The sequence below is a fragment of the Streptomyces pactum genome, from assembly GCF_002005225.1.
Taxonomy (GTDB): Bacteria; Actinomycetota; Actinomycetes; order Streptomycetales; family Streptomycetaceae; genus Streptomyces; species Streptomyces pactum_A.
The window spans coordinates 7496551-7512570 of the sequence record NZ_CP019724.1 but is presented as its reverse complement, the minus strand read 5'-3'; the positions used below and the strand labels follow the sequence as shown (position 1 = coordinate 7512570).

At 74.3% G+C, this 16020-nt stretch carries 13 protein-coding genes; 6 read left to right on the top strand and 7 right to left on the bottom strand.

Features of this window, described 5'->3' with window-relative positions; all coding sequences use genetic code 11:
- Window positions 1-75: 75 nt before the first annotated feature.
- The 3 genes from B1H29_RS32780 to lnt all read right to left on the bottom strand — a co-directional run bounded on the left by B1H29_RS32780 (window position 76) and on the right by lnt (window position 3092).
- Entirely contained in the window at window positions 76-876 is an 801-nt protein-coding gene (locus B1H29_RS32780; RefSeq protein WP_055420500.1) for a 3-hydroxybutyrate dehydrogenase, read from the bottom strand.
- Between the two features lie 54 nt (window positions 877-930).
- Window positions 931-1410 carry an NUDIX hydrolase gene (locus B1H29_RS32775; protein ID WP_055420501.1) on the bottom strand — a complete coding sequence of 160 codons (480 nt, stop codon included), beginning with the start codon at window positions 1408-1410 and terminating at the stop codon, window positions 931-933.
- A gap of 68 nt (window positions 1411-1478) precedes the next feature.
- Window positions 1479-3092, bottom strand: a complete 1614-nt coding sequence (lnt, locus tag B1H29_RS32770; protein WP_055420907.1) for an apolipoprotein N-acyltransferase — start codon at window positions 3090-3092, stop codon at window positions 1479-1481.
- A 299-nt stretch (window positions 3093-3391) separates the two neighbouring features.
- On the opposite strand from lnt, the gene B1H29_RS32765 reads away from it, so the two are divergent.
- Window positions 3392-4396, top strand: a complete 1005-nt coding sequence (locus tag B1H29_RS32765; protein WP_055420908.1) for an O-antigen ligase family protein — start codon at window positions 3392-3394, stop codon at window positions 4394-4396.
- A gap of 82 nt (window positions 4397-4478) precedes the next feature.
- On the opposite strand, the gene B1H29_RS32760 is transcribed toward B1H29_RS32765, so the two are convergent.
- Both B1H29_RS32760 and B1H29_RS32755 read right to left on the bottom strand, forming a co-directional pair.
- The gene (locus B1H29_RS32760) at window positions 4479-5021 is read right to left on the bottom strand and encodes a hypothetical protein (protein ID WP_055420502.1); all 543 of its coding nucleotides are present in this window, start codon (window positions 5019-5021) and stop codon (window positions 4479-4481) included.
- Between the two features lie 79 nt (window positions 5022-5100).
- Complete coding sequence (locus B1H29_RS32755; protein ID WP_055420909.1) at window positions 5101-5886, bottom strand: glutamate racemase; 786 nt, start codon at window positions 5884-5886, stop codon at window positions 5101-5103.
- A gap of 84 nt (window positions 5887-5970) precedes the next feature.
- Here B1H29_RS32755 and B1H29_RS32750 point away from each other — a divergent pair, with 84 nt between their 5' ends.
- Window positions 5971-7146: a glycosyltransferase gene (locus B1H29_RS32750; RefSeq protein ID WP_199832410.1), complete on the top strand. Its 1176-nt coding sequence runs from the start codon at window positions 5971-5973 to the stop codon at window positions 7144-7146.
- Between the two features lie 22 nt (window positions 7147-7168).
- On the opposite strand, the gene B1H29_RS32745 is transcribed toward B1H29_RS32750, so the two are convergent.
- Window positions 7169-8479, bottom strand: a complete 1311-nt coding sequence (locus tag B1H29_RS32745; protein ID WP_055420910.1) for a TerD family protein — start codon at window positions 8477-8479, stop codon at window positions 7169-7171.
- Between the two features lie 319 nt (window positions 8480-8798).
- Here B1H29_RS32745 and B1H29_RS32740 point away from each other — a divergent pair, with 319 nt between their 5' ends.
- The 4 genes from B1H29_RS32740 (at window position 8799) to B1H29_RS32725 (ending at window position 13462) form a co-directional block, all read left to right on the top strand.
- On the top strand, window positions 8799-9239 hold the full coding sequence (locus B1H29_RS32740; protein WP_055420504.1) for a DUF6643 family protein: 441 nt from the start codon (window positions 8799-8801) through the stop codon (window positions 9237-9239).
- A 42-nt stretch (window positions 9240-9281) separates the two neighbouring features.
- On the top strand, window positions 9282-10109 hold the full coding sequence (locus tag B1H29_RS32735) for an MOSC domain-containing protein (protein WP_055420505.1): 828 nt from the start codon (window positions 9282-9284) through the stop codon (window positions 10107-10109).
- A gap of 200 nt (window positions 10110-10309) precedes the next feature.
- On the top strand, window positions 10310-10915 hold the full coding sequence (locus B1H29_RS32730; RefSeq protein ID WP_055420911.1) for an Rv1733c family protein: 606 nt from the start codon (window positions 10310-10312) through the stop codon (window positions 10913-10915).
- A gap of 108 nt (window positions 10916-11023) precedes the next feature.
- Complete coding sequence (locus tag B1H29_RS32725; RefSeq protein WP_055420506.1) at window positions 11024-13462, top strand: right-handed parallel beta-helix repeat-containing protein; 2439 nt, start codon at window positions 11024-11026, stop codon at window positions 13460-13462.
- A 65-nt stretch (window positions 13463-13527) separates the two neighbouring features.
- Here B1H29_RS32725 and B1H29_RS32720 read toward each other — a convergent pair whose 3' ends face one another.
- Window positions 13528-15936, bottom strand: coding sequence for a hypothetical protein (locus B1H29_RS32720; protein ID WP_409350926.1), 2409 nt, complete (start codon window positions 15934-15936; stop codon window positions 13528-13530).
- Window positions 15937-16020 lie beyond the last annotated feature (84 nt).

Here is a 16020-nt window from a genome sequence, read left to right as displayed (position 1 = left end):
CGGTCTCGGTGCGTGGTCCAGGCAGCACGCCGCGGTCCAGGCAGCACCCCGCGGTCCAGGCAGTGCGCGGTCCGGTCAGTGCGCGGTCCAGCCGCCGTCCAGGACGAGTGAGGTGCCGGTGACGAAGGACGCCTGCGGGCCGCACAGGTAGGCCACGGCGTCGGCGACCTCCTCCGGTTCGATGAGCCGCCGCACGGCGCTGTCCCGCAGCAGTACGTCGGCCAGCACCTGTTCCTCGGGGATGCCGTGCGCCCGGGCCTGGTCGGTGATCTGCTGCTCCACGAGCGGGGTGCGCACGTAGGAGGGGTTCACGCAGTTGGAGGTGACGCCGTGGGCGGCGCCTTCGAGGGCGGCGGTCTTGGACAGTCCCTCCAGCCCGTGCTTGGCGGAGACGTAGGCCGCCTTGTAGGCCGAGGCGCGCAGACCGTGGACGGAGGAGATGTTGACGATGCGGCCCCAGCCCTGCCCGTACATGTGGGGCAGGGCGCCTCGGATGAGGCGGAAGGGTGCCTCCAGCATCACGGTGAGCACGGTGTGGAAGACGTCCGGCGGGAACTCCTCGATCGGCCGCACCAACTGCAGCCCGGCGTTGTTCACCAGGATGTCGGTGCCGGCGGCGGAGAGCTCGGCGGCGTCCAGGTCGGTCAGGTCCAGGACGTGGGGTTCGACGCCGCCCGCGAGGTCCGCGCAGCTCTCGGCGAGCGCGTCCAGCCCGGCGGCGTCCCGGTCGACCGCTCTGACCTTGGCTCCCGCCGCGGCCAGCCGCTGCGCGCAGGCACGGCCGATGCCGCCGGCGGCGCCGGTGACGAGGGCGGTACGGCCGCCGAGGTCGAGCGGGGAGGCGTGGAGGGCCGGGAGGACACTGGGCGAGGTCATGTCCCGACCCTACGGAGCGCCCGCCCCACCCCCCATGTGGGCACGCACCATACTTCAGCGGGAACCAGTGGGGTCGAACCATGTGGGGGCGTCGGACAGTGCCTGCTTGACCCGGGTCCGCCCGAATTCCCTGAGGTCCGGCAGCGCGTCCACCGCGAACCACCCCACGTCCAGCGACTCGTCGTCGTTGACCCGGGCCTCGCCGCCGACGGCCCGGCACCGGAAGGTGACGTCCATGTACTGGCAGACGTCGCCGTTGTCGTACGTGACCGGGTTCAGCGCCTGGACGAGGACCACCCGCTCGACGACGCACCGTACGGCCGTCTCCTCCTCGACTTCGCGCACGGCACAGGCGGCGGGCTGCTCTCCCGGTTCCGGGATGCCGCCGATCAGTGACCAGCGCCCATTGTCGGCCCGCCGGTTCAGCAGCACCCGGCCCTCGTCGTCGAAGACGACAGCGGTGACTCCGGGGAGCCACAGCAGTTGGTGTCCGGCCGAGGCGCGCAGGTCGCGGATGAAGTCGGGAGTAGCCATGCCCACGACCCTAACGGGCCGGTCGGGCCGCTCCCGCCGACGCCGCGGGGCATGCGGCGGGCGTACGGCTACACGCCACGGGCGCGCCGCCCGCGCACACCGGCGGCGACGGCCCAGCCGAGCCCGCCGGCCGCGACCAGCAGGAGTACGGTCTCCGGCACCACGCCCAGCCGGGTGGCGGGCGTCTCGGAGGAGCGCAGGGGCACCTCCTGGACCAGGGAGTCCGCCACGAACATGCCGGTCTTCTGGGTGATCCTCCCGTCCGGCATGATGATGGCGCTGACTCCGCTGGTCACCGGCACGGTGACGGTCCGGCTGTGCTCGACCGCGCGGATACGGGACATGGCGAGCTGCTGGTAGGTCATCTCGCTGCGGTCGAACGTCGCGTTGTTGCTGGGCACGGAGATCATCTGGGCGCCGTCGAGGACCTCGGAGCGCACCGCCCAGTCGAAGGCTGCCTCGTAGCAGGTGACGAGCCCGACCTTGGTGTCGGCCATGGTGAACACGCCGGGTTCGGTGCCCCGGCTGAAGTCCTGGCTGACCATGGAGGTCCAGTCGTCGTTGATCGCCCCGATGAGCGAGCGCAGCGGGAGGTACTCGCCGAACGGCTGGATCTGCCGCTTGTCGTAGGTGTCCACGGGACCCTTGTCCGGATCCCAGAGGATCTGCTCGTTGAACAGCCTGCCGTCGCGTTCCACCACGCCGCCGACCGAGATGGGCGCGCCGATCGCCTTGGCGGCCCGGTCGATGACCGCGCGGGCGTCGGGGTTGGCGAACGGGTCGATGTCCGAGGAGTTCTCCGGCCACAGCACGAAGTCGGGCCGGTCCACCTTGCCGGCCCTGACCTCGGCGGCCAGGCGGTCCGTCTCGCGCGCGTGGTAGTCGAGTACGGCCCGCCGCTGGGCGTTGAAGTCCAGGCCCGCGCGCGGCACGTTGCCCTGGATCACGGCGACCGTGGCGGTGCCGTCCTCCGCCTCGTCGCTGACCAGCGGCAGGGCCGCCAGGGCGCCCGCGATGGGGGCCGCCACGCCGAGGATGGCCACCGCCGCCGCGCCCCGCCGTACCTCCCGGGTGCGGCGCGCCCGGACGGCCAGGCGCACGACCTCGCTCAGGCCGAAGCCGCACAGGACGACCGCGAAGCCGAGCACCGGTGTGCCACCGACCGCGGCGAGCGGCAGGAACACGCCGTCCGCCTGTCCGAACGCGATCTTGCCCCAGGGAAAGCCCTCGAACGGCACGCGCGCGCGTGCGGCCTCTCCGGCGATCCACAGCGCCGCCGCCCAGACGGGCCAGGCCGGCAGCTTCGACACGGCGGCGACACCCGCGCCGACCAACGCGACGAAGAGCGCCTCGATCGCGACCAGGGCGAGCCAGGGACCGGGGCCGACCTCCACGCCGGTCCACACCAGCAGCGGCAGCAGGAAGCCGAGGCCGAAGAGGTAACCGAGACCGAGTCCCGCCTTCCAGCCGCGGCCGCGCAGCACCCGGCCGAAGACGGCGAAGGCGAGCGGGGCCAGCCACCACAGGGTGCGCGGCGGGAAGCTGACGTAGAGCAGCACTCCGGAGAGCGCGGCGGCGGCGGCCGGGAGGAGGCGCGGGAGCAGCGCGGCGACACGCGAGGCGGGCGCGGTCTGCGGCTGCGTCCGGTCCGACTCGCCGACGGAGGTTGCGGTGGCTGTCACCCCCCGGAGTGTACGGCGGATGACCACGCCGCCGACAGCACGGTCGGAGGCCGCCGGGAGCGCTGTCGGCCGGTGCCGCATCGTTTCGGCACATCCGGGTGCCGGGCGGTCCACAACCCGCCGACCGGCCGTTACGGTGTCCGCGAGCCTCAGTCGCCGGTCGACCCGGCCGGTTGGCCGGGGCCCGTCAGGTCGGGGGCGACGCGGGCGGGGGACACGTGGGTGCGAGGGGGACGGCGTCCGGGGCCGGTCCGGGCGCGGACGGCGGCAGACGGAGCGGCGCGGACACGGCGGGTGTGGTGATCCTCGGGGCATGCGCCTCCTGGTCCCTGATCACGGCAGCCGCGCGGGACGGGCGCCCGGAAGGCGTGCTGCTCGCGGTGCTGGCCGTGGCCGCCGGTTACGCCGCGGGACGGGTCTGCGGGGCGCTCCTTCCGGTCGCCGCCCCCGGTGCCGCGGCGCTCGCCGGCGTCGCACTGACGGTGGCGGTGCCGCATCTCTCGCCCGGGCCGCGGATCACGGCGCCGCTCGGACACGCCGGTGCGACCGCCGCCCTGCTCGCGCTGTCGGCGGGCGCAGCCTGCTGCGGGGCATGGGCGAGTCCGGTGCCGGCGGTGCGGGTCGTGCTCCGGCTGCTGGCCGTCGGGATCGCCGTCACCGCGGCGGTCCTGGGCTCGGCGGTCGGCTGCGCCGCCTGTGCGGGGGTGCTGCTCTGCTCGCTCGCCGCGGGCCGCGTGCGCCGCCGCGGTGCGGGTATCGCCGGGCTGGTGCTGGCGGCGGGCCTGGTGGCCGGCCTGACCTGGGTGGTCCTCGCGGACTTCGTGCCGGACGGGCTCGCCGATTCCGTGGAGGGACCCCTGACCTCCCATCGCCTGCGGCTGTGGGGCGACGCGCTGCACCTGCTGCGCGAACACCTCGCGCTCGGTGTGGGCCCCGGTCGATTCGGGGCGCTGAGTCCGACGGCGGCACAGTCGTCGGTGACCGACGGCAGACCCCACTCGGCGGTGTGGCAGCAGGCGGCCGAACAGGGTGTCGTCGGTGTGGTCCTGCTGGGCGCGGCCTTCGGCTGGATGCTGTACGCCCTGTGGGGGTCGTCGCGCCCCACGCCGGTGGTTCTCACCGCGGGCGTGGCCCTGACCGGCCTCGCGGCGATGGCCGCCGTCGGCAACGCGCTGAGCTTCACCGCGGTGTCGGTGGGCGCGGGTCTCCTCGCGGGACTGGCCACGGCACACCTCGTGGCCGACGACCCGTCCGCGCGGGCGGGCGGTGGTGTACGCCCGCGGGGAGACCGGCTGTCCGAGTGAACGCCGGTGCCCGGCCCTTCATGACGATGCGCGCTATGGCGATACGCGAGGAGGCGCCTTCCCCGCCCGGACCTCGCGGCGTTCAGTGGGCGGGGCCGGGAGCCTTCGGGCGCAGTCGGTCCTTGATGACCTGGACTGCCACTTCCGCGTCGTCCACGGTGATCGTGAAGGTGTGGCCGTCCCACAGGCGCAGAACCACGCCCTCCCCGCGCCGTACCACGACCGCGGTGCCCTTCTCCGGCCGCCAGCGGTAGCCCCAGCCGCCCCAGTGGCGCGGGGTGACGTGCGGGGCGAACTCGGCGCCCGCGACGTGGGAGAGGGGGATGCGGCGACGGGGCAGGCCGATGTGGCCGCAGCGCACCTCGAGGCATTCCTCGTCGACTCTCAGCGCGACGTGCACGAACGCCAGCGTGCCGAAGAGCACCAGCAGTCCCGCCGCGATGCAGCCGACGACCGCCATGGCGAGCGGGGCGACGCCGGACTCCCAGGCCGATTCGACGGCCAGCGCGATGCCGAGCGCCATGCAGGCGGCGCCGATGAGCGCCAGGAACCACTGGACCCGGTTGGTGGCACGTCCGGTCCAGACGTCCGGCTGTGGGGTGCTCTCGCCGCGGCGATGCCTCATGGATACGAGGTTACTCATGTTTCGCTGTGCGGGTACCTCGTCGCACAGGGTGACTGGGCCGACCGGGCGGGCCCGCCGGTCAGCGGGCGGGTGTGACCGCGCGCAGGAGCCGGCCCTCGGCGTAGGCCAGCGCGGGCGCGGGCAGCGTGCCCTCCCGTCCGCTCAGCAGGACGGTGAGCGTGCCCTCGGCCGGGGCGCCGGGGTCCGGGCGGGCGCCGATCCGGCGCAGTGCCTGGGCGGCGACCGCACCGGCGGAGCCGTGCAGGACGAGGCGCGGGGCGCCGGGGCGCTGAACGGCGGCACGGATGCGTTCGGCGACCAGTTCGTAATGGGTGCAGCCCAGGACGACGGTCGTCACCGCGTCGGGTGTCAGGGCGGCCGCGGCGGCGACGGCCGCGGTGATCGCGGTCTCGTCCGCGTGCTCGACGGCGTCGGCGAGCCCGGGGCACGGCACCTCGGTGACCGTCGCGTCGCCGGCGTAGTCCTCGATGAGACCGCGCTGGTAGGAGCTGCCGGTGGTGGCGGGTGTCGCCCAGATCGCCACGGGTCCGCCGCCGGCCGCGGCGGGCTTGATCGCCGGGACGGTGCCGATGACCGGCAGTGCGGGCTCCAGCCGGGCGCGCAGCGCGGGCAGTGCGTGCACGGTGGCGGTGTTGCAGCCGACGATCAGGGCGTCCGGGCGGTGCGCGGCGGCGGCCTCGGCCACGGCCACGGCCCGCGCGGTCAGGTCCTCGGGGGTACGCGGGCCCCAGGGCATGCCGTCGGGGTCCAGGGACAGGATGAGATCGGCGTCCGGTCGCAGGCGCCGTACCGCGGCGGTGGCCGCCAGCAGACCGATTCCGGAGTCCATGAGCGCGATCTTCACCCGGCCACCATAGACGATGCGCCGCCGCGGGCCGGTGCCGTGGGGCAGACTGCGCACGTGAGCGCCGATGCGTGGACTTCGCCCATGACCGTCGTGACCTTCGTGTCCGCCCTGTCCCTCGCCTCCTGGCTGTGGCTGCTGCTCGCCCGGGGCTTCTTCTGGCGTACGGACGTCGGGTTGCCGGCCCGGGAGGAGCCCGGCGCCTGGCCCTCCGTGTGCGTCGTCGTCCCGGCGCGCGACGAGGCGGCGGTCCTGCCCGGCAGCCTGCCGTCGCTGCTCGCCCAGGACTATCCGGGGCGGGCGGAGGTCTTCCTGATCGACGACGGCAGCACGGACGGCACGGGCGGGCTGGCGTGCGAGCTGGCCCGGCGGCAGGAGGGTCTGCCCCTCACCGTGGCCTCGCCGGGGGAGCCGCCCGACGGCTGGACGGGCAAGCTGTGGGCGGTGCGGCACGGCATCGACCTGGCACGCGCGCATGAGCCCGAGTACCTGCTGCTGACGGACGCCGACATCGCCCACGCGCCGGACAGCCTGCGCCGGCTGGTGGCGGCCGCCCGCACCGGCGGCTTCGACGTCGTCTCGCAGATGGCCCGACTGCGGGTGGAGAGCGTGTGGGAGCGGCTCGTGGTGCCGGCCTTCGTCTACTTCTTCGCCCAGTTGTACCCCTTCAGGTGGATCGGCTCGAGGGACACGCGGACGGCGGCAGCGGCGGGCGGCTGTGTGCTGCTGCGCGCGGAGACCGCCGAGCGGGCGCGGATCCCGGAGGCCATCCGGCACGCCGTCATCGACGACGTGGCCCTCGCCCGAGCGGTCAAGGGCGGCGGCGGGCGCGTCTGGCTGGGCCTGGCCGACCGGGTGGACAGTGTGCGGCCGTATCCGCGGCTGCACGACCTGTGGCGGATGGTGGCGCGCAGCGCGTACGCGCAACTGCGGCACAACCCGCTGGTGCTCGCCGCGACGGTCGTCGGCCTGGCCCTGGTGTACCTCGTGCCGCCGGTGTCGGTGGTCGTGGGCGCGGCGACGGGGAGTGCGGCGGCGGCCGTCCTCGGCGGTGGCGCCTGGCTGGTGATGGCGGGGACGTACGTGCCGATGCTGCGCTACTACCGGCAGCCGCTGTGGCTGGCCCCGCTGCTGCCGTTCACCGCGTTCCTGTACCTCCTGATGACGGTCGACTCGGCGGTGCGGCACTACCGGGGGCGCGGTGCGGCCTGGAAGGGCCGCACCTACGCCCGTCCGGACGCCCTTCCGGACGAGGGCTGAGCGCCCGCGCCGGGGAGGGGGTTCACTTCCGGCCGGGGGTCCAGTTCATGCCCCAGCCGTAGGCGTGGTCGACCGTCCGCTGCGGGCTCACCCCGCGTTCGGGCACCAGGTAGCGGGCCTCGCGCTGGACTACCAGGTCGCTGCCGGTGTTGGTGATCAGTGCGAGGGCGCACACCGTCGAGGGGACCGTGCACTCGTCGAGCGAGAAGTCGATCGGGGCGCCGTACTGCGGCTGGAGGGTGACTGTGGCGTGCAGGTCGGCGAAGGAGCGGGCCCCCTCGTAGATGGTGACGAAGACGAGGACGCGCCGGAAGTGCTGCTTGTGGTCGAGACTGACGGTGAGGTTCTCACCGGTCGTCACGGCGCCGGTGCGGTCGTCGCCGTCGAGGTGGATGAACGGCGGCTGGTGCAGGGATCCGAAGGCGTTGCCGAGAGCCTGGACGACTCCCTTGCTGCCGTCGGTGAGTTCGTACAGGCAGCACAGGTCGAGGTCGAGGTCGTCGTGCATGGCCATCGGGCGGCCGAGCTTGCGGGCCCAGCCGGAGAACTGCTTGCGCGTCTGCCAGTTGAGGTGGACGCGCATGGCGCCCGAGGTGCCGCCCTGTTTGGCCAGCGAGACGGAGGGCGCCGCCTTGGTGAGCGTGACCTTGGTCAGGCGGACCGGCTCGGCGGCCGGCGGCGGAGCGGCGGCCGGCGGCGTCGCGCTCGGGGCCGGGGGTGCCGGCGGGGGCGTGGTGACGGCGGGGGCCTGCGGTGCCGGAGGAGCGGGCGGGGTGGGCGGAGCAGCGGGCGGGGCGGCCGGGCTCGCCTGCTGCGGTTCGTCCACCGAGATGCCGTAGTCGGTGGCCAGGCCCTCGAGCCCGCTGTCGTAACCCTGGCCGACGGCACGGAACTTCCAGGCGCCCTGGCGGCGGTAGAACTCGCCGAGCACGAAGGCCGTCTCCACGGTCGCGCCCGGATTGTCGAACCGGGCCGCCACGGTGTTCCGCGCGGCGTCGCGGACCTCGATGTACAGCTCGGGCACCTTGCCGAACGGCCCGCCGTCCGAGGAGGCCGCGAGGATCACGGTCTCGATCGCGGGCTCCACGCGCGCGAGGTCGACGAGCAGGCTGTCGGTGACTCGGCCGCCGGCGTCCCGCTTGCCCTCGTGACGCACCGCGCCGGAGGAGTGCGCCGGCTGGTTGTAGAAGACGAAGTCCGCGTCGGACCGGACCCTCCCGCCGACCAGGAGCAGGGCCGAGGCGTCCGCGTCGGGCACACCGGGGCCGGATCGCCAGCCCAGTTCGACCCGCAGCGCCGTCGTCGGCACCGGGGTGTTCGATCCTTTCGACATGGACATGTCCGCCCCCATCACGTGTCACCGAACCGGGTCGCGTCCCGGCGGTTCGCCAAGTTCTCCCCGCCCAACCTATTCCCCTCGTCGCCCGCCCCTGGCGAGGAGTGGGGCAAGACGTCCGGACAACCGCGGGCAAGACGTCCGGCCAACCGCCGGTAACCCACCTGGAACTCGGCCTTTACCGCAAGATCGCGCCGCGCGATGCCCTATTTTGCCAAGTTCGCTCACATTGGGGATCCCAGGTCACTGCGGACACGTAAAACAACCCTCTTATCGGTCTCCCCAACCAGCACATCGTGGGCTTAACTTATGTGCCATGACCTCCCCCCGCTCCACTTATGGCGGCGGCTATTACTCCGCCTCCTTCCCGGACACTCCGATCTACGACTCGCTCGTGGCCGAGCGGGGGACCCCGCAGATCGCCCCGATCCGGGTCCCCGCCGCGTACGACGCGCCGGGCAGCCACCTGCCCGCCCTCCCGCCGGCTCTGCCCGCCCTCCCGGCCGGCCCCTCCCAGCCCTCCTACGGCTACCCGCAGCAGGTGCCGCAGCCCGCCCCGCTGCAGCAGGCCCCCGCCGCGTACATCCCGCACCAGGCGACCGCGCCGCGCGGATACCCCGGCCCCCAGCAGCCGCAGCAGCCCCGCCCGGCCGCGCCCGGCCCCGCGGGGTACGAGGCGATGCGCCCCGCGGCTCCCCGGCCGGCCCCGGCTCCGTATCAGGATCCGTACAACCAGCAGCAGTACCGCGGCTACTGAGCCGGACCCGGTGTTGTCGGTGCCACCTGGCACGATGACCCCATGGGGAACGCGCGACTGCAGTCGATCCACGTCCATCCGGTGAAAGCGTTCCGGAGCCTGTCGCTCCGGGAAGCCGTCGTGGAGCCCTGGGGGCTGACCGGAGACCGTCGCTGGATGCTGATCGATAACGGGGGAAAGGTCGTCACGCAACGCCGGCAGCCGCGCCTCGCCCTGGCCGCCGCCGAGCTTCTGCCCGGCGGCGGTGTCCGGCTGTCCGCGCCCGGCCGGGAGCCGCTTACGGTGCCGGTCCCCCGTGCGGGGGGTCCGGTTGTGACGCAGCTCTTCCGCGACAAGGTCGAGGCGCTCCCCGCGGAGGGCGGGGCCGCGCACGCCTGGTGCAGCGACTTCCTCGGCGCGGACGTGCGGCTGGTGTACCTGGACGACCCCGCCTCGCGCCGGCCCGTGGACCCGGAGTACGCGCTGCCGGGCGAGACCGTCTCCTTCGCCGACGGCTTCCCGCTGCTGCTCGTGACCACGGCCTCCCTCGACGCCCTCAACTCCCTGATCGCCGTGGGCGAGCACGCGGACGAGGGCCCGTTGCCCATGAACCGCTTCCGGCCGAACCTGGTCGTCTCCGGCACCGGCCCGTGGGCCGAGGACGGCTGGTCCCGCATCGCCGTCGGCGAGGTCGCCTTCCGGGTCGCCAAGCCGTGCGGGCGGTGCGTCGTGACGACCACCGACCAGGGCACCGCCGGGCGTGGCAGAGAGCCCCTGCACAGCCTCGGGCGGTATCGCAGCGTCAACGGCAAGCTGGTCTTCGGGCAGAATCTGGTCCCCGTCGGCCGCGGCACGGTCCGGGTCGGCGACCCGGTGCGGACCGTCGAGTGACGTGGCGCTGCCCGGGCCGCGTTCCGGACACCGGCGTGCACCCAGGAACCCGGTCCGCGGCCCGCGCGTTGGGCTTCGTGAGACGTTCATGAGAAACCCGGCCGCGAGCCCTGACGAGAGGCGATGGCGCGCTCTTCCGGTCCGGCCCGCGCGTGAACGGCTCGGCCGGGGGCGGCAGGAAGCGGAAGGGGGTGCGGATCGTGCGGGCGATCAGCGGGCTCTGGCGCTGGCGGCGCAATCCTCTGTGCCGCGCGACCGACCGGGCCGAGGCGTGGGTGGCGCTGGCGGGACTGCTGCTGATCCTGTTGGCGGCCCCACTGACCGGCGCGCTCGTGGGCGGCGCGGCGCAGGACGCCCTGCAGCGGTCGGTGCGCGACCAGCACGAGTCCCGGCACCGGGTGACGGCCACCGTGGTCCGCGCACTGGAGCGTCCGCCCATGACCGTCGACCCCGAGGGCGCTTCCGCCGGGGAGTTGCGCAGCCGTGTCCTGGCCGGCTGGACCGCACCGGACGGCTCGCGGCACGAGGGATCCGTCATGGCGAGCATCGGCGACCCGGCCATCGGCGACCGCTTCCCGATATGGACGGACGGACGGGGCCGGGCGGTGACCCGCCCGCTGGACTCCGCGACCGCGACGACCCACGCCGTGCTCGCCGGTTCCGGTGCCGCCGTGGTGGCCGCCGCCCTGGTCGAGACCGGCCGGCGGATCGTCGTGTGGCGCATGGTCCGCCGCCGCTACGCGCGCCTGGAACGGGAGTGGGACCGGGCGGGCCCGGACTGGGGCAGGACCGGCGCGGGCAGTTGACGGGCTTCCGCCTCCGGTCAACTCACCACCTGTGCGCACGCTACGGTGGACCGGCCGAACCGAATCGGCGACGACCCGCGTACGACGAGGTGGGGGCACAGCAACGCCATGGCACAGGGCACGGTCCAGGTGACGCACACCGGCACCTCGCGGTGGCGGCGCCGCACAGGTGAGTACGCATCGCTCGCCGCCGCCCTGGAGGCCGCGGCCGACGGTGACGTCCTCACCGTCGCCCCCGGGACCTACCGGGAGAACCTCGTCGTCCAGCGCGCGGTGACCCTCCGCGGGCCCGAGGGCGCCCAGGGTTCGGTACGGATCGCGCCGGTCGACGGGGTCCCGCTGACCGTGCGCGCCTCGGCGGTGATCCGGGACCTGCACGTGGAGGGCCAGGACGCGGCGGCTCCCGCGGTGCTCGTGGAGGAGGGGACGCCGGAGCTGCTGGACCTGCGGGTGGTCACGCGTTCCGCGTCCGGGATTGAGGTGCGCGGCAGCGCCCGGCCGACGGTGCGGCGGTGCACCGTCGACAATCCGGCCGGTGTCGGTATCGCCGTCCTCGACGGCGGGGGCGGCGTGTTCGAGGAGTGCGAGGTCGTCTCGGCCGGTCAGGCGGGCGTCGCGGTGCGCTCCGGCGCGCACCCCCGGCTGGACCGCTGCCGGGTCCACCACGCCGCGGGTTCGGGCCTGACGGCGACGGGTGAGGGGTCCTCGCTGGAGGCCGTGGGCTGCGAGGTCTACGAGGTGCGGGGCAGCGGCGTGCAGGTCACCGGCCGGGCCACCGCCCACATGACCGACTGCGACGTGCACCGCACCACCGGCGACGGCGTCACGCTCGACACGGACGCGGTGCTCACGCTCGCCGACTGCCGTATCCACGACATCCCGGAGAACGCGGTCGACCTGCGTTCCCGCTCCGTCCTCACCCTGACCCGCACCACCGTGCGGCAGTTCGGGCGAAACGGCCTGTCGGTGTGGGACCCGGGCACGCGGGTGGACGCCAACCAGTGCGAGATCTTCGACAGCACCGGCGACTACCCGGCGGTCTGGGTCAGCGACGGCGCGACGGCGGTGCTCGACTCCTGCCGGGTGCACGACGTGCCGGACGCGCTGTTCGTCCTGGACCGCGGTTCACGCGCGGACGTCGTCGACAGCGACCTGTCGCAGGTGCGCAACACGGCGGTGTCGGTGAGCGACGGCGCCACCGCTCAGCTCGACGACTGCCGCATCCGGGACGCGGCCACCGGCGCCTGGTTCCGCGACCACGGCAGCGGCGGCACCCTGAACAACTGCACCCTGGACGGCAACCGCACCGGCGTGATCGTCACCAAGGGCGCCGACCCCACCATCGAACGCTGCACGGTCGACTCCCCCTCCGAGGCGGGCGTCTACGTGTCGGCCGGCGGCCGCGGCAGCTTCCTGAACTGCCGGGTGACCGGCAGCGCCGGTTACGGCTTCCACGTGATCGACGGCTGCCGCACGACACTGCGCAAGTGCCGTACGGAGCGGTGCGCGCGCGGCGGGTACGAGTTCGCGGACGGCGGCCCGGACACGGCGTACGGCTCCGGGCCGCTCGTCGAGGACTGCACCAGCGACGAGAGCGGCGGCCTGACGCCGCCTCCCGCGCCGGAGCCCGTCGTGCAGACGGTGAGCCAGTCCCCCGGCCTGCTGGGCTCCATCCCGGGGCAGCGCAGCACGGAACAGGAGCCCCTGATCGCGGGCGCCGGGCCGCAGGAGCCGACGCGGACCTCCAAGGCCGTACTGGGTGAACTGGACGCGCTGGTGGGCCTCGACAGCGTCAAGCGCGAGGTGCGGGCCCTGACCGACATGATCGAGGTGGGCCGGCGCCGGCAGCAGGCGGGCCTGAAGGCCGCGTCGGTCAAACGCCACCTCGTCTTCACCGGCTCTCCCGGCACCGGCAAGACGACGGTCGCCCGGCTGTACGGCGAGATCCTCGCCTCCCTCGGCGTGCTGGACAAGGGACACCTGGTCGAGGTGTCCCGGGTCGACCTGGTCGGCGAGCACATCGGCTCGACGGCGATCCGCACCCAGGAGGCGTTCCAGCGGGCCCACGGCGGCGTGCTGTTCATCGACGAGGCGTACGCGCTGTCCCCCGAGGACGCGGGCCGGGACTTCGGCAAGGAGGCCATCGACACGCTGGTGAAGCTGATGGAGGACCAGCGCGACGCGGTCGTGGTGATCGTCGCGGGGTACACGGCGGAGATGGAGCGCTTCCTGTCCGTCAACCCCGGGGTGGCGTCCCGCTTCTCCCGGACCATCACCTTCGGCGACTACGGGCCCGAGGAGCTGCTGCGGATCGTGGAGCAGCAGGCCGACGAGCACGAGTACCGGCTGGCGCCGGGCGCGTCCGAGGCGCTGACGAAGTACTTCACCGCGATCCCCAAGGGCCCGGCCTTCGGCAACGGCCGTACCGCGCGGCAGACCTTCGAGGCGATGGTGGAGCGGCACGCGAGCCGGGTCGCCCAGGTGGCCGATCCCAGCACGGACGACCTGACCCTGCTGTACGCCGAGGACCTGCCGGAGCTGCCGTAGCGAGACCCACCGGGGCCGCGGTGGCAGCCCCGGCTGGCGGGTGGGCTCCGCGGGGATCCGAACGCCTAGCAGTCCTCCGGTCCGCCGTCCGCCGCCGGGACGGACGGCGGCCGGTCGGTGTGGCGCGGCGCCGGTACCTCCGGGCGCAGCCGGGCCAGCAGCCGCTGCCGCTCCTCGGCGAAGGCCGGGTCGGCCTGGTAGTCGGAGTGGCCCAGGATCGGCGCGGGCAGCGGGTGGAGTTCGGTGCGGCCGTAGGTGAGCGGGTCCCTGAGGGGGGCGCGGTCCACCGCGGGGCCCGAGTCGCCGGGCAGCCGCATCGGGCCGCCGATCGGGTCGGTGCGCCGGTACAGGTTGCGCCAGCAGTCGACCTCCTCGTGCAGCGAGGCGAGCGCGGCCGGTCCGAAGTGGGCGGGGAACCAGCGGCCGTACAACCGCTCCAGCGGTGAGCCGTAGGTGAGGAGGGCGACCCGTTTGCGGGCGGACGGCTCCAGTTGCCAGGCCGCCGAGGCGGCCAGCACGCTGCCCTGCGAGTGCCCGGAGATGACCAGCCGCCCGCCGGTGGCCCGGGTCCAGGTCGCCATCCGCCAGGTCAGGTCGGGCACCGCGCGCTCGGCGTAGCAGGGCGGTGCGAAGGGGTGGGCGGCGCGCGGCCAGAAGGTGCCGACGTCCCACAGGATGCCGATGGTGCGCCGCGCGGAGGCGTCCTTGTAGGCGCGCCTGCCCCAGGTGACGAACAGGATGAAGCCGAGGCCGATGAGCCAGGAGCCCAGCGCCTGCGCGGTCTGTGCGGCCCCTTGCACGACGGCGTACGTCCCGCGTGCGGCGTCGCCGGGCACCTGGTCGGTCGTCAGGGCGCCCACCAGCGCTCCGGCGCCCAGCAGCAGGGTGGCGGCGGAGGTGATGGCGACGAGGAGGGGGGCCCGGTCGGTGAGGGTGGCCATCGCGCGGATGAGCGCGATGCGCCGGGTGCGTCCCTGGTCCCCGGCCTCCCCGGGGTGATCGCCCTCCACGGCCTCCCGTTCGGCGCGGGCGAGGCGCCAGGTGTGCCGGGCGAGCGCGGCGCAGAGCAGCAGTACGACGACGAGCAGCGGTGGGATGACGGACGCCTGCCAGGTCAGCAGGACGGGCGGGCCGTCGATGGAGGCGCCGGTGCCGTCCAGCCAGTCCGACACGCGCTGGGAGACACCGCCGGACATCACGCCGCCCAGCGCGCAGGCCAGCATGGCGACGGCGGGCCCGCCGAGGCCGCGGACGGCGGCGCGGGCGTGGGGAAGACTGCGGTGGAGGAGGTGGGCGACCACGGCGAGAGCGATGACCAGCAGGCCCTGGACCAGGGCGATGCCGCCGAAGGTCATGTCCCCCGGCAGCCGGCCGGCCGACGTCCACTGCGGGCGGGCCCAGCCGCCGTACAGGAGTGCGAGGACGAACAGGACGAGGGCGGCGAGCGGCAGGCGTCGTACCAGGTGCTCGTCGAGTTCCCGGTCGAGGCGGTTCTCGCTGCGGCCCCGGCGGCAGACCACGGCGACCACGGCGACCGCCCCGGCGACGAGGGCCGCCACCAGGAGCCAGCCCAGCGTGTCGAGCAGCGCGGGTCCGCCGGGCCGGCGGTCGAATCGGGCCGCCGGCGCGCCGACCGCCGCGGCGACCGTCAGCAGGGCGGCGGCGGTGTGGGCGGCCCGCAGCCGGGCCACCAGGCGGCGCCCGTACCAGAAGCCGGGCCGGCCCAGGGCCGTGCGGGCGGCCTCCGCCTCGGGGTCGGTCTCGCGGTCCATCGGCTGCTGGGACTCGTACGCCCGCCAGGTGCGCAGCGACAGGTACCAGAGCAGGCCGGTGAGTGCGGCGGGCACCGCGGCCGCGAGGGCGAGCCTGCGGCCGGGCCGGCTCCACCAGCCGCCGTCCGACATCACGGGCGAGAGGAAGCCCAGCCAGGAGTGCCGCTCGGCGCACGCCCGCGTGCCCGCGCACTGCCAGGCCACGAGGTCGATCGCGACCTCGCAGGCCGCGGCGACCAGCAGCACCGTCAGGGTCAGTCCCACGAGCCGCACCAGCAGCCCGTAGAGGCGGACCGTCCGGATCCGGTCCTGTGCGGTGGGCCGCATCCAGTGGGCGAGGTTGACCACCATGAAGGGCAGGAGCAGCAGCCACAGGGCACGGGTGCCGTTGCCGGAGGTGAGGTTGCACCAGACGTAGGCCTCGGGCACCGGCCGGCCCCGGTAGTCCTCGGGCCGGGACTCGGCGTCGGCGTCCTCGGTGCGCCGGAAGACGGCCGCGATGTGGTCGCCGGTGATCCGCACGGTCCGCGGGTCGTCCAGCATCTCGGCGGGTGTCGTGCCGCCCACTCCGTGCACCAGGAGTTCCAGGGCGGTGCCGGTTCTCCCGTCCTCCCCGTCTCCTCTGCCCGTCCCGTCCGTCCCGTCGCGCGGTCCGGGGGCGCCCCGTCCGCCCGCCCCAGCCCGCTCCTGCGCCTGTTCCACTGTCCGCACTCCCCCGTGACGCGCCGTCGGCTCTGTCCGTGCGGGCACAAGGATCTCCGCTCGGCGGGCGTCGTACACCCCTCG

Excerpts from the sequence above, each read along its gene's own strand:
- B1H29_RS32780 (WP_055420500.1), bottom strand. The coding sequence starts at position 876 with ATGACCTCGCCCAGTGTCCTCCCGGCCCTCCACGCCTCCCCGCTCGAC.
- B1H29_RS32775 (WP_055420501.1), bottom strand. The coding sequence starts at position 1,410 with ATGGCTACTCCCGACTTCATCCGCGACCTGCGCGCCTCGGCCGGACAC.
- B1H29_RS32760 (WP_055420502.1), bottom strand. The coding sequence starts at position 5,021 with ATGAGGCATCGCCGCGGCGAGAGCACCCCACAGCCGGACGTCTGGACC.
- B1H29_RS32750 (WP_199832410.1), top strand. The coding sequence starts at position 5,971 with ATGACCGTCGTGACCTTCGTGTCCGCCCTGTCCCTCGCCTCCTGGCTG.
- B1H29_RS32745 (WP_055420910.1), bottom strand. The coding sequence starts at position 8,479 with ATGTCGAAAGGATCGAACACCCCGGTGCCGACGACGGCGCTGCGGGTC.
- B1H29_RS32740 (WP_055420504.1), top strand. The coding sequence starts at position 8,799 with ATGACCTCCCCCCGCTCCACTTATGGCGGCGGCTATTACTCCGCCTCC.
- B1H29_RS32735 (WP_055420505.1), top strand. The coding sequence starts at position 9,282 with ATGGGGAACGCGCGACTGCAGTCGATCCACGTCCATCCGGTGAAAGCG.
- B1H29_RS32725 (WP_055420506.1), top strand. The coding sequence starts at position 11,024 with ATGGCACAGGGCACGGTCCAGGTGACGCACACCGGCACCTCGCGGTGG.